This window comes from Tardiphaga sp., from assembly GCF_028290495.1.
GTDB lineage: Bacteria > Pseudomonadota > Alphaproteobacteria > Rhizobiales > Xanthobacteraceae > Tardiphaga.
In genome coordinates this window covers 21818-34545 of record NZ_JAQGJT010000124.1, presented here as the reverse complement: position 1 = coordinate 34545, position 12728 = coordinate 21818, and the positions used below count along the sequence as shown (strand labels likewise).

General features: G+C 63.4%; 14 protein-coding genes. 5 read left to right on the top strand and 9 right to left on the bottom strand.

Annotation, left to right across the window (positions count from 1 at the left end; genetic code table 11):
* Positions 1–35: 35 nt before the first annotated feature.
* Positions 36–1736, bottom strand: coding sequence for an amidohydrolase (locus JWQ24_RS18280; RefSeq protein WP_299811068.1), 1701 nt, complete (start codon positions 1734–1736; stop codon positions 36–38).
* 261 nt (positions 1737–1997) lie between these two features.
* Between JWQ24_RS18280 and JWQ24_RS18275 the strand changes: the two genes are divergently transcribed.
* From JWQ24_RS18275 to JWQ24_RS18265, 3 genes are all read left to right on the top strand, one after another.
* Entirely contained in the window at positions 1998–3218 is a 1221-nt protein-coding gene (locus JWQ24_RS18275) for an FAD-dependent oxidoreductase (protein ID WP_299811066.1), read from the top strand.
* A 13-nt stretch (positions 3219–3231) separates the two neighbouring features.
* On the top strand, positions 3232–4020 hold the full coding sequence (locus JWQ24_RS18270) for an IclR family transcriptional regulator C-terminal domain-containing protein (protein WP_299811063.1): 789 nt from the start codon (positions 3232–3234) through the stop codon (positions 4018–4020).
* 119 nt (positions 4021–4139) lie between these two features.
* Entirely contained in the window at positions 4140–4484 is a 345-nt protein-coding gene (locus JWQ24_RS18265) for a 5-carboxymethyl-2-hydroxymuconate Delta-isomerase (protein WP_299811060.1), read from the top strand.
* Between the two features lie 4 nt (positions 4485–4488).
* On the opposite strand, the gene JWQ24_RS18260 is transcribed toward JWQ24_RS18265, so the two are convergent.
* From JWQ24_RS18260 to JWQ24_RS18240, 5 genes are all read right to left on the bottom strand, one after another.
* A complete protein-coding gene (locus JWQ24_RS18260) occupies positions 4489–5100 on the bottom strand; it encodes a hypothetical protein (protein WP_299811057.1) in 612 nt (203 codons plus the stop codon).
* Positions 5097–5942 (bottom strand): ABC transporter permease, encoded by an 846-nt coding sequence (locus JWQ24_RS18255; protein WP_299811054.1) that lies wholly within the window; start codon positions 5940–5942, stop codon positions 5097–5099. Before JWQ24_RS18255 ends, JWQ24_RS18260 begins: the two co-directional genes overlap by 4 nt.
* Positions 5939–6724: an ABC transporter ATP-binding protein gene (locus tag JWQ24_RS18250; protein ID WP_299811228.1), complete on the bottom strand. Its 786-nt coding sequence runs from the start codon at positions 6722–6724 to the stop codon at positions 5939–5941. Before JWQ24_RS18250 ends, JWQ24_RS18255 begins: the two co-directional genes overlap by 4 nt.
* Positions 6724–7668 carry a YVTN family beta-propeller repeat protein gene (locus JWQ24_RS18245; protein ID WP_299811051.1) on the bottom strand — a complete coding sequence of 315 codons (945 nt, stop codon included), beginning with the start codon at positions 7666–7668 and terminating at the stop codon, positions 6724–6726. Before JWQ24_RS18245 ends, JWQ24_RS18250 begins: the two co-directional genes overlap by 1 nt.
* 116 nt (positions 7669–7784) lie before the next feature.
* Positions 7785–8963 carry an ABC transporter substrate-binding protein gene (locus JWQ24_RS18240; protein ID WP_299811226.1) on the bottom strand — a complete coding sequence of 393 codons (1179 nt, stop codon included), beginning with the start codon at positions 8961–8963 and terminating at the stop codon, positions 7785–7787.
* A 128-nt stretch (positions 8964–9091) separates the two neighbouring features.
* Between JWQ24_RS18240 and JWQ24_RS18235 the strand changes: the two genes are divergently transcribed.
* Positions 9092–9598 (top strand): DUF3280 domain-containing protein, encoded by a 507-nt coding sequence (locus JWQ24_RS18235; RefSeq protein WP_299811048.1) that lies wholly within the window; start codon positions 9092–9094, stop codon positions 9596–9598.
* Positions 9599–9721: 123 nt separating this feature from the next.
* Here JWQ24_RS18235 and fghA read toward each other — a convergent pair whose 3' ends face one another.
* From fghA to JWQ24_RS18220, 3 genes are all read right to left on the bottom strand, one after another.
* Complete coding sequence (fghA, locus tag JWQ24_RS18230; RefSeq protein WP_299811046.1) at positions 9722–10567, bottom strand: S-formylglutathione hydrolase; 846 nt, start codon at positions 10565–10567, stop codon at positions 9722–9724.
* Positions 10568–10663: 96 nt separating this feature from the next.
* Positions 10664–11233 (bottom strand): S-(hydroxymethyl)glutathione synthase, encoded by a 570-nt coding sequence (gene gfa / locus JWQ24_RS18225; RefSeq protein ID WP_299811044.1) that lies wholly within the window; start codon positions 11231–11233, stop codon positions 10664–10666.
* 215 nt (positions 11234–11448) lie between these two features.
* Positions 11449–12144 (bottom strand): DUF1045 domain-containing protein, encoded by a 696-nt coding sequence (locus JWQ24_RS18220; protein WP_299811042.1) that lies wholly within the window; start codon positions 12142–12144, stop codon positions 11449–11451.
* Between the two features lie 259 nt (positions 12145–12403).
* Between JWQ24_RS18220 and JWQ24_RS18215 the strand changes: the two genes are divergently transcribed.
* Positions 12404–12706: an HU family DNA-binding protein gene (locus JWQ24_RS18215; RefSeq protein ID WP_299811040.1), complete on the top strand. Its 303-nt coding sequence runs from the start codon at positions 12404–12406 to the stop codon at positions 12704–12706.
* Positions 12707–12728: the final 22 nt, after the last annotated feature.

The window sequence follows — 12728 nt, the reverse complement described above, 5'->3', positions numbered from 1 at the left end:
TGAGTTTCCCCGTTCAATTACGATCGCGTCACCGCTCAGCGCTGAAATACAATCTTGCCACCGACCACCGTCAACTCGGCCTTAATATCCTTGATCTGGTCTTCCGGAACGCTCATGAAATCCGCGGAGAGGACTACGAGATCGGCGAGTTTGCCGGCCTCCAGCGTGCCCTTCTGCGCTTCCTCGAACATGTATCGGGATGCGGCGCTTGTATAGAGGCGCAGCGCCTGCTCGCGGCTGATCGCCTCCGATGGACCGTAAACCTGGCCGGCCGGATCCTTCCGCGTCACCATGATGTACATGTTGAGAAACGGGTTGATCGGGTTGACCGGAAAGTCAGTGCCGGCGCCGAGGTTATCGAGCCCCATCTTGTCGATCATGGTTTTAGTGGGAACGGCGCGATCGGCGGTTGGCCTGCCGAGAAAGCGCTCGACGGTCGCCGCCTTGTCCCACATGAACACATTCTGGAAATCGATGCGGACGCCCCGCTTCGCCGCACGCTCCACCTGCTCAGGCCGTATCAGGCTGGCGTGGATCAGACCGAAACGGCGGTCCCGGATGGATTTCTCCTTGTCGACCGCCTCGAGCGCGTCGAGCACCTGATCGATGCCGAGATCGCCAACCACGTGCACTCCGACACGCCAGTTGTACTTGTTGGCGATCGACACAAGCTGCCTCAGCCGCTCTGGAGTCTGCTGGGCAACGCCATGATAGTCGTTGTGCGAGTCCGGGTAGGCCTCGCGCATCATCGCAGTCTTCAGGGTCATGCCGCCGTCGTAGAAGATCTTGATGCCGCCGAGCTTGAGCCACTCGTCGCCAAAGCCCGATGCGGTCCCGTTGCCGTTCATGATCGCGTCCCACACCGCCAGATCGGCCGGCGGCTCCGGCCAGAACATGGTGCCGACCCGCACGGTCGCCGCGCCAGAAAGCGCGATCTTCTCAAGGGTACGGGTGTCATGCGCACTGGTGGCGCCTTCGACGACGCTGGTGATTCCGAAACTGTTGAGCGTCTTTTGGGCAATGGTGTACTGTCGGATTTCGTCGTCCTCGCTGTAGGCAGGCACGAGTTTTTCGACCTGCGGGATCGCGGTTTCCACCAGAACGCCGGTAACGTCGCCCGAGGCATCCCGCTCGAAGGATCCACCCACCGGATCGGACGTGGTCCGATCGATCCCCGCCTGCTTCAGGGCCAGCGAGTTGGCCATGGCGAAGTGTCCGACGGTGCGCAGATAGACCGGATTGTCCGGCGAAACGCTGTCGAGCTCCTGGCGGGTGAGGTAGCGCTTCTCGGCGAGTTGCGACGGCGGATGCCAGCCGCCGGTGACGATCCATTCGCCGGGCTTCTTCTTCGCGACGAACGCCTTGATGAGTTCAAGCGCGCCGGCGACGTTTTTCGCGGCGCCGAGGTTGACCACGTACTCGCCGAGGCCTGCTGCCCTGAAATGCGTGTGCGTATCGATCAGGCCGGGCAGCACGGTCCTGCCGGCCAGATCGATCACCCGGGTCTGCGGCCCGGCCAGCATCCTGATAGCGGCATCGCTGCCAACCGCGAGTATCCGCCCGTCGCGGATAGCCAGCGCCTCGGCGACCGTGGATCTGCCGTCCATGGTGAGGATCTTGCCGCCGGCCAGCACCAGCCCGGGGGCAGTCCGGTCAGCCTGTTGCGCCCAAGCCGGTTGGCCCAGCACACCGCCCGCCATCATGCACGAAACCAGCAACCTCGCAGATCGATTCATGAACAGCCCCCGCCGCAAATGTTCAATAGACGAACGTATGTCCGTATTTGATTAGACTGACTCTGAACTGGGAAACTGACAAGCCTCAATTTGGATCAGCGCGCGAATAAAACCGGCAATTTGCCGCAGTGGCGTGGCCGCAGGCGTTGCGCCTTGCCAAGCCGGGTCCAGGAACTATTGTTCAATCACTGAACCAAACGGCGGAAATCCCTACATGACTGTGACTTGTATTGCCCAGACCCCCTGCAGGGGTTTGTTCTCATGAGCGGCCTGGTCATCATCGGCGCGTCCTATGCTGGCGTGCAGGCCGGCATCAGCGCCCGGGAGAAGGGCTATCAGGGGCCGATCCGCATCGTCGCCGACGAGATCCACCTGCCCTATCAGCGGCCGCCGCTGTCGAAGGGGTTCCTGTCGGGCAGCGTCGCCCACAGCAACCTGATCCTGCGCGGCGACGATTACTTTAAAGCGCAGAATATCGAGATGATGCTCGGCCATCGCGCCGTTCGCATCGATCGCGACGCGGGCCGCGTCGAACTCGAAGGAGGCGAGCACCTGGCCTTTGATCAATTGCTGATCGCCACCGGATCGCGGGCGCGGCAGCTCACCGTGCCGGGCGCGGGTGGCGCGGACATCGTCTATCTGCGCACGCTGGATCATGCGGTGGACCTGAAGCCACGGCTGGAGGCGGCGAACGAGGTCGTCATCATCGGCGGCGGCTTCATCGGGCTCGAAGTCGCGGCCACCGCGGCAAAGGCCGGCAAGAAGGTGGTGATGATCGAGGCGGTGTCGCGGCTGCTGGAGCGCGCGGTGTCGCCGCTGATCTCGCAGTTCCTGCTCGACATGCATGTTGCGCACGGCGTCGATATCCGTTTCCACCAGAGCGTCACGGCGATCGAGAACTACGGCGCATTGCATGAGGTGATCTGCTCGAACGGCGACCGCGTCCGCGGCGACCTGATCGTCGCCGGCATCGGCGGCATCGCCAATGACGAAATCGCCTCCGCTGCAGGCATTCCCTGCGCCAACGGCATCGATGTCGACGAATACGGCCGCACCGGCGTGCCGGGCATCTATGCCGCCGGCGATTGCAGCAACCATCACAACATCTTCGCCGGCCGCCGCGTGCGGCTGGAATCGGTGCAGAATGCCACCGACCAGGGCAAGGCCGCGGGCACGGCGATCGCCGGCCACCTCGAACCCTATGTCGCCGTACCCCGCTTCTGGTCCGACCAATATGATGCGAAGCTGCAGATCGTCGGACTGTCCGGCCCCGACGATACGGCCGTCATCCGCGGCGCGCTCAGTGACGGCAAGTTCTCGGTGTTCTATTATCGCGAGGCCAGGTTGATGGCCGTGGACAGCATCAACAAGCCGGGTGACCAGATGATCGCGCGTCGGCTGATCGCGGCATCGCTGTCGCCTTCGCCGGAACAGGCCGCGGACCTTTCATTCGATCTCAAGAAAGTGGAAGCCGCCGCGTGACGGGGGACCGCGCATGGTGAAGCCGAAGCGCGCCGAGGGCGAGGAGCGCGGAAACACCGACTTCATCGAAAGCCTCGACCGCGGCTTGCGCGTGTTTGAATTGTTCGGCGCCGACCCCAGGCCGATGACGCTGAGCGATCTGGCCAAGGCCGCGGGCCTGCCGCGCGCCACGGCCCGGCGCATTCTGTTCACGCTGGAGCGCGCCGGCTATGTCGCCATCGACGGCAAGATGTTCACGCTGACGCCGCGTGTGCTGGTACTGGCAGCGTCGTACCTTTCGTCGAACCAGATCGTGGCGGTGCTTCAGCCGGTGCTCGACCGCGTCTCCAGCGCCGCGCAGGAAATCTCCTCGCTGGCGATCCTTGATGGCGACGAGGTGATCTTCATCGCGCGCGCCAGCCCGGCGCGGGTTTTCTCGGCGGGGATCGATCTCGGCTACCGGCTGCCGGCCTACTGCACCTCGGTCGGCCGGGCGATGCTCGGCAAGTACAGCAACAGCGATCTCGCCGCAGCCCTGGCCGCGATGGAGCTTAAGGCGATGACGCCGTTCACCGTCATCGACCGGGATCTGTTGCTCGCCTCCATCATGACCGACCGTGAGAAAGGCTATTCGCTGGTCGACCGCGAGGCCGAGCCGGGTTTCCGCTCGATCTCGGTGCCGGTGCGCCGCTATGACGGCGAGATCGTCGCCGCCATCAACATGGGCGCGCATGTCGACCGCATCTCCACCGGCGAGATGATCGACCGCTTCTTGCCGCTGCTGCGCGAGGCTTCCGATTCCGTGAAGTCGATGCTGCTGTAACAAGGCCCTCCCCGTCATTCCGAGCGCAGCAAAGCAATCCAGAAGCCTCGTGCGAGAGAAGAACTAGCGCTCCTTGCAATGACGGGGAAATGGTAAACTGCTCCCGAGGAAATTCAGACATGCCGCACATCATCATCGAACATTCCACCGACGGCCACGCGCAGTTCGATGCCGCCGCCCTCATGCGCGCGTTGCATGACGCCGCCGCCGGCACCGGCGTGGTGCAGGCCGCCGACCTCAAGATCCGCACATTGGCCTATTCGGATTATCTGGTTGCGGGCCAACGCGACGGCTTCTGCCATGTCACGCTGTACCTGCTGGAGGGGCGGACGCCCGAGCAGAAGGTGCTGCTGAGCGAAGCTATTCGTACGACGATGGTGCAATTGCTGCCGCAGACGAAGAGCCTCAGCGTCGATATCCGCGACATGGACCCGGTGGCCTACAAGAAGCGGCTGCTGGGCTGAGCCCCTACTCCATGCCCTGCTGGATGCTACGGCCGAGCGCGAACAGGCGTTGATCTATCGCGACCGGAACTTCGCAGACGAATTTGATGACGCGCTGGCGGTCTTCGAAAATTCTCGTCTGCCACAGCAACTGGTTACTGATCTGTTCGATCTTCGCCGGGTCCGAGGTCGTCTCGTCCTGCAGCGCATGCATCGACTGGCCGGCGGCGCGGATCGCGTCCGCGGCTTCGCGCTGCTTGCGGGTGATGCGTTCCAGCCCGCTCATCACCGAAGAACGTTGCCCGTTCAGCGTCTCGAACAGACCGGCGAACAGGCGCTTGCCTTTGTCCAGTTTGCGCTCGCTGGAGCCCGCGAGAAATTCCGTCACCGCTCTGTCGGCCTCATCAAGCGGCGTACGCCGCGCCGCAAGCCTCGCCACCAGCGCGCTGACGGCGATGTCGTCCTTCCATTTCTGTGTGGCATCGCCGAGGTCGGGCCCCGCCCACACCGCAGCAAGCGAGACCTCGGGAACCTTCGCCTGCATACAGGGCCAGTCCGGATAGCGCGGATCGGCGGCATGGCCGGCACCGGGCCAAAAGCCCAGCATCAGCATCGCGAAGATGAGCTTGAATTTCATGCCTCGCCTCCCGCAGGACCGCGACGCGCGATGCCGCGCGACGGGTCATAGGCCATTGCCGCCGCGACCATGAACACGATGGCGCAACCGCCGACCACCGCCAGCGACACGCCGTTGAGGCGGCCGTATAGCGCGAAGCGGATTAGTTCGACCGCGTGGGTGAAGGGGTTGATTTCGCATATAAAGGCCAGCATCGGGCTGCCCTCCTGCACGCGCCACAGCGGATAGAGTGCGGAGGAAGCAAAGAACATCGGGAAGATCACGAAATTCATCACGCCGGCGAAATTCTCCAGCTGCTTGATCCCCGACGAGATCAACATGCCGAGCGCACCGAGCATCAGTCCGGACAGGATCAGCGCCGGCAGCACGGTGAGATAACCGATCGGCGGTGGCTCGATCTCCCAGAACCAGGCAATCGCCAGAAAAGCATAGACCTGCAGCACCGATACCGCCGTGCCGGCCAGCAGCTTGCAGAACAGCAGATACCAGCGCGGCAGCGGGCTCACCAGCAGCGTGCGCATGTTGCCCATCTCGCGGTCATAGACCATCGACAGCGAAGACTGCATGCCGTTGAACAACTGGATCATCGCCATCAGGCCGGGCGTGATGTAGACCTCGTAAAGGATATAGGTCTCGTAAGGCGGGATGATCGAGATGCCCAGCACCTGACGGAAGCCGGCGGCAAAGATGAACAGCCACACCAGTGGCCGCACCAGCGCCGAGACGAAACGTTCGCGCTGATGCAGGAAGCGCAGCGCTTCGCGCCAGACAATGCCGTTCATGCAGACGGCGTATTGCGCCAACGTAAAGCCGCGCGGCGATGGGATCGCCTCAATCGTCATGGCGCGACCTCCGCGGTCAGCCGCATGAAGGCGGCGTGAAGGTCGCGCGCGCCGGATGTAGCGAGGATGTCCGCCAGCGTGCCGCGTGCGAGCACGCGTCCCTGATGCAGAACGACGAGACGGTCGCCGTCGGCGATCTCGTCGAACAGATGCGTCGCATAGAGCACGCCGATGCCCTGCTCGCGTACCAGCGCACGGACATGGCCCAGCATGTCGGCGCGCGACCTGACATCAAGGCCAACCGTGGGCTCATCGAGCAGCAGCAAGCGCGGCCGGTGCAGCAGCGCGCGCGCAATCTCCAGCCGCCGCATCTGGCCGCCGGACAAGTCGCGGCACTTGCTGTTGCCGCGATCGGACAGATCGATCTGCGCCAGCACTTCGGCGGCGCGCACGCGTGCTTCGCGCCGGCCAATGCCGTGCAGTGCTGCATGGTACAAAAGATTTTGCGTCACCGACAGATCGAGATCAAGCGTCCGCGACTGGAACACGACGCCGAGCCGTCGCAGCGCCTCGCCGGGCTCAGCGCCGATGTCGTGGCCGAAGATGCGGATGTGGCCGTGCTGCACACCAAACAGCCGCGTCACCAGCGCCACCAGCGTGCTCTTGCCAGCACCGTTCAAGCCAAGCAGCGCGGTGAACGCGCCCGGTGCCACGTCGAGACTGACGTGGTCGAGCGCGCGGCGGGCGCCGTAATCGTGGCAGACGGCGTCGATCGACAACGCAGCCGCCATCGCCGGTTCGCCGTGCAGATCGCTGTTCATGTGCTCGGCAGGGTTCGGCATCATGGTGGCGCCATCGTAATGCCCCAGGGCAGTTCACCGACCTGGATGGTTTTGATGACCTTCATTGCGGCCACATCGATCACCGAGACGTCGTTGGAAATGCCGTTGGTGGTGAGTAGATATTTTTCGTCGGGCGTAAACGCCATGTGCCAGACACGCTGCCCGACCAGCAAATACTTCGTCACCTGATGCGTGGTTGCATCGACCACCGCGACGCGGTTGGCGGGACCCAGCGCAACAAAGCCGGTCTTGCCGTCTTTGGTGATCGCCATTCCAACCGGCTGGATCGCCTCGCGGCGCAGCCCGGGAATCGCAAAATTGATCTTGCCGGTGGCCTCGCGCTTGACGGGATCGATGATGGTGACGGTGCCGCCGATCTCGGCGGAAACCCACAGCTCGGAGTGGTCGCGCTTGAATTCTGCGTAGCGCGGCCGGCCATCGACCAGCACGTTGGCGACGATCTGGCGCGTCTCGGTATCGATGAAATGCGCCATGTTGGTGGTCTCGGAGGTGTTGATCAGAATCTTGCCGTCCGGGCTGATCGCCATGCCCTCCGGCTCGACGCCGACCTGCACCTCGCCCAGTCGCGCGCGGCGAGCGATGTCGATGATCGTCACGGTGTTGTCGTTCTCGTTGGCGACGTAGAGGATCTTGCCGGCGGCGTCCTGCACGAACAGTTCCGGATCGGGGCCGGACGGAAGTGTGTCCACCACCTCCTGCTTCGCCACATCGATCACCTGGATGGTGTCGTCGTCGCCGACCGCAACCAGCACGAACTTGCCGTCGCGCGTGAACTCGATGCCGCGCGGGCGCTGGCCGACGGTGATGGTCTTCGTCACGGTCCACGTATCGGTGTCGATCACCGAGACGGTGTTGCCCTTCTCGTTGGAGACATAAGCGATGGTGGCGCAGGCAGGTGCAGCCAGAAAAATAGACGTCGTCATTGCGAGGAGCACGTGCGACGAAGCAATCCAGCCCTTCGCTTTTGGCTTCTGGATTGCTTCGCTACGTTCGCAATGACGGAGCGGGTGGCAAGCCGTTCGTATATCCATACCCTTGGTCAGTTCAACTTGCATTTGCTCTCCGGTCGATCGACGCCCAGCGTGTCCAGTTCCGATGTCTGGTGCAGAAACCCCTCCTGCGGCGACACCGACACCACCATGCGACCATCGGCGAGCAGGATCGGCTGGCGCAGTTGCCTGTTCCAGTCGCGCAAGGTCAGTGGCTGGCCCTTGAAGGCCGCAATCTCGAAATTGGGGCTCTTGAGAAACGTGGTGATCGTTTTCGCATCGCCGGATTTCGTACGCGATGCAGCCTCGCCGATCATCCGCACCGCGGTCCAGGCCTGCATGTCCCTTGCGGTCATACGGCGAGCATTGAGCTTGACGAAGCGGTTCTGCAACTGGATCGCGCCCCACTGATCATGGGCCGCGTCCCAGCTGGTCGGCACCAGTCCGGCAGAACCGGCGACCGGCCGCGCGTCCCATGTGCGGTACGGTAGATACAAAGCGAACACCTCGCTCTCGTCGGCGGCGACCAGCACATCGTAAGCGGGCGCAGATTGCGTGAAGGCAGGCATCTGGCGCTGGATTAGCGTGACGCCGCTGTCGGTGCGCCGCGCGCCACCTTTATCCTCGAAGGTCCGCTCCTGCACGATCTTCGCCCCGAACCTCGCGGCGGCGCGGCGCAGCGCGTCAGCATAGAGCTGGTCGGGCGGATGCGAGCCCGACACCAAGAGCCAGCGCTTCCATTGCTTCCACACCAGATACTGCGCCAGCGCATCGGCCAGCATCGAGCGCGTCGGCGCAATGTGCAGCACGTTGCTACGGCAATCCTCCTCGCGCAAACGGTCGTCGGTAGCGCCGGCATTGAGCAAGACCACGCCGCGCTCGCGCACCGCGTCGGCGACTTTCAGCAAATCGTCGGCCGCAAGGTCCGCAACTATGAAGCCGGCCTTGCGATCGGCCAGCGCGTTCGCTGCTGCGGCGGCATCGTCGTCCTTCTTCAGGCGGACCTCATCGAGCGTAAAGCGCTGGTCGAGAAAGCGGCCCGTGGTGCTGTTGTCCTCGATCGCCAGCCGCGCGCCGGCAAGGCCGTCATTGTCGGCGCCTTGCTGCAACAGCGAAAGACTCGGGCGAAACCCGGCCGGGCCGAGATAGCCGATCCGGATCTCGACCGGTTCGGCTGCCGCCGACGCCGCGGTGAGCAGCACGCAACTGGCGATTGCCCACCACTGCAGAGCCAAAGAAACCTCCTCCCAAGCCTCCTTCGACATCCGCCGATCCGAAGACTTCTGACTTGAAACATGGCTGATCCGTCCTAAGTTGCAACGAACATTTTGGTGTGGCCCGGACCGGAGCATCGATCATGCGCGCGATAGGGGTTATTGTCGTCTTGCTGCTGGCGCTGTCACCGGCGCACGCGCAGACACCAAAGGCCGCGGTGTTCGATTTCGAATTGGCAGATTCCAGCCTGGAAGGCGAAAAGAACGGGCCGCGCACCGACGAACAGGCACGGCTGTTGCTTGTCAGCGATCAGTTGCGTAAGGGGCTCGCCGATTCCGGCCAATTTGAAGTGCTTGATATCGCCCCGGTCCGCGCCGAGGCGCATAACAGCAACCTGCAGGCTTGCGGCGGCTGCGACGTACAATATGCGCAAAGACTGAACGCCGACCTTGCGATCACTGGTGTCGTGCACAAGGTGTCAACGCTGATCCTCAACATGACGATCTTCGTCCGCAATGCGCGGACCGGGCACCTGATCACGGCCGCAAACGCGGATTTCCGCAGCAACAGCGACGAATCCTGGTCGCGCACCGCCAGCTTCCTGCTGCGCAACCGGCTGCTTGAGCCGAATTTCGGCGTGCCGAAGTAGTGCGGGTTCGTTCCCCGGTGGCTTGAATAGTAGCCGGGATCCCGGATCTGCGGAGCGGTACAGCGGCGATGCAAGTGCATCGCTTGAGAGTGCCGCACCGCGTCCGGGACACGATCGCTATCTCTAGCCCTGCAGCCGCACCGCGTGCCAGCGCAGATGGTCCTCCATGAAGGTGGAGATGAAGTAATAGCTGTGATCGTAGCCTGGCTGGCGGCGTAGGGTCAGCGGGATGCCGGCGTCGGCACAGGCGTTTTCCAGCAGACCGGGATGGAGCTGCTCGGTAAGGAACGGATCGGCGTCGCCGACATCGACCAGCAATTCGCCTATCCGCGCGCCGTCCTCGATCAGCGCCACCGCGTCATGCGCCCGCCACGCCGCGCGATCCTCGCCGAGATAGCCGCCCAGAGCCTTGATGCCCCACGGCGCCTGCGAGGGCGCGGCGATCGGCGAGAATGCGCTGACGGCGCGGTAGCGGTCGGGATGGCGCAACCCGATTGTCAGCGCGCCGTGGCCTCCCATCGAATGGCCCATGATCGATTGCCTGTTCATGTCGGCGGAAAAGTTCGCGCCGATCACCGCCGGCAATTCTGCCGTGATGTAGCTCCACATCCGGTAGTTCGTGGCGAACGGCGCTTGCGTCGCGTCCACATAGAAGCCGGCGCCGAGGCCGAAATCATAGGCATTGGCGGGATCGCCGGGCACGCCCTCGCCGCGCGGGCTGGTATCGGGCGCGACGAAGATCACGCCGAGTTCAGCGCAGGCGCGGCGGAATTCGCCCTTCTCGGTGACATTGGCATGGGTGCATGTCAGGCCGGAGAGATACCACACCACCGGGCATGGCCTGACGCCGGCCTGCGGCGGCACGAACACCGAAAACGTCATGCCGGTGCCGGTTGTGCTGCTGGCGTGCTTATAGACGCCCTGCGTGCCGCCATGCGAGCGGATCAGCGAAACGGTTTCGATCGTCATGAAGCATGCTCCGGCGCAAAATATAAACCGCCGGCAACGCGCCGGCGGGTGCATATGCGCCCGCCGGCGGGACCGGATCAAGTCCGGCCGATGGCGTCAGGCCGCCTTGGCGCGGGACTGAGCGACGTGACTGGAAATCGCGTCCATCAAGGCCGGCGACAGGCAGTCATAGGGTTCCAACCCCAGCTCCTTCAGCCGTGCGCGGATACCTGGCATTTCCTTGGCATCGACGCCGGATTCGATCACCGACGACACGAAGGCCGCAAAGCCCGGTGCGGCTGAGCCGCCGTGCTCAAACAGTTCGGGGTGGATGAAATCGAGCCCGTAGAACGGATGCGCCTTGTTCTCGATCCGGCCGTACATATGCGTGCCGCAGACTTTGCAGGCGTGGCGCTGGATCGTCGCGGAAGCGTCCACGACCTGCAGCTTGTCGCCGTTCTCTAGCACCGTGACATTATCGCGCGGCACCACGGCGACCACCGAGAAGGTTGCGCCTTCGGGTTTCCAGCATTTGCTGCAGCCGCAGGCATGGTTGTGTGCGACGTCGCCGCGAATGCCGACCTTGACTGGTCGATCCTTGCATTTGCAGACCAGTGTTCCGCCAGCGAAGCTTCCGCTACCGGCCTTGACGCCGTTGTCGACCGAGGGGTGGATGTGAACGGTCATGGGTCAATCCTCCTGTCCGATTTTGTTTTGATAGTTGGCGGCGATGCATAGCCCTGCAAACAGGTTCACTCTCCAGTTGCTACCCAAATCATTGCACGGCTGCGCGCAACGTCAAGGATGCTGAGGCAGGCTTCGAGCTTTTTTGATACGAATTCGCGCACAGCAGGGATGCTGCGTAGCGATATCGCAAACGCAGCAGCCGCACCTGCGAAGTATCAGATCAAGTTTGCTTCGTGGAGGACGCGGAACCGCGACTTCGCATCCGGTTGCCGGAACACCCCGATGCGGTCGATGCGAAGCGTCGTGAGCGCGAGCGCGGCGAAATCCGCCTGCAGTCTCGCCAGCACCTCCGCGCCGCGCGGCGGCGGCAACCGGCCAGTCAGCGTCATATGGAACAGGAAGTCGTCACACACGAAAGGATAGCCGAAGCGGTCGAGTTGTTCGGCCTGGCGCGGCGTAAATGTCTCCGGCTTGCGCCGGGCGCGATCGGCCGCCGTCATCGGTGCGCGCATGGGATCGAACGTCTCGACACACTCCTGCGCCAGCGCGTGGAGTTCGGCCACCGGTTCGGCGGCCACGATCGCGATGAAGCCGCCGACACCGCGGACCACCGGTGCAATCACCGGGATCGCGCGCGGCGTGGCGGCGAAGCGATCGAACGCGGCGATCAATCCGGCTTCGCCAATGCCCGGCGCCAGCGCGAACGGCGCTTTCAGCGTAGCGTGGAAGCCGTATTTGCGCGGGTCCTGCGTCAGCTCGGCCCAGTCCGGAATATCGGCGACGAGCCGGTCCGGGAACGGCACATCCTGGCCGACAAAGGCATCGTAGCCGAGCACGTTGGCGCCGAAGCACGCGAGAGGGGCATCGGCGGGCGGCGCGTAATAGATCGCATAGCGGGGGAAATCGGTCATGGATCGACCATAAAGCGGCAGCACATCGGCGCAACCAGCGCCGGAACTCCGGGGGTGGTCGATGTCGTGAGGCCTGCGATACATGTTGAATCGGCGTCTCGGTCCTGCGAAAGCCTGTCGCACAAGTCGAATCGTGGCTTGCGGCGTCGAAAACACTATTTTTTCAGGCAAAATCTGTGCAGATCCCATTCAATCCGGGTTTTTTTCTGTAATTTTCAATAGTGTCAGTTTCACCGAATCACTCACGCAAAGGTGCCCAATGGCCGATCAAATGACCAAATCGCAGCTCATCGAGAAGATCAACGAGTCCCATCCGGATCTGACCAAGAAGGACGTCAAGGGCGTTCTCGAGACTCTGGCCGTGGTCGGCTACAAGGAATTGAAGAAGAACGGCGTGTTCCTGGTCCCCGGCTTCGCCAAGTTCGTGGTCATCAAGAAGCCCGCCACCAAGGCACGCAAGGGCACCAACCCCTTCAACGGCGAGCCGATGACCTTCAAGGCCAAGCCGGCCCGCAAGATCGTTCGCGCCCGTCCGGTCAAGGCCGCCAAGGACGCAGTCTAAGCGACACGCGGCAGCCCTCAGG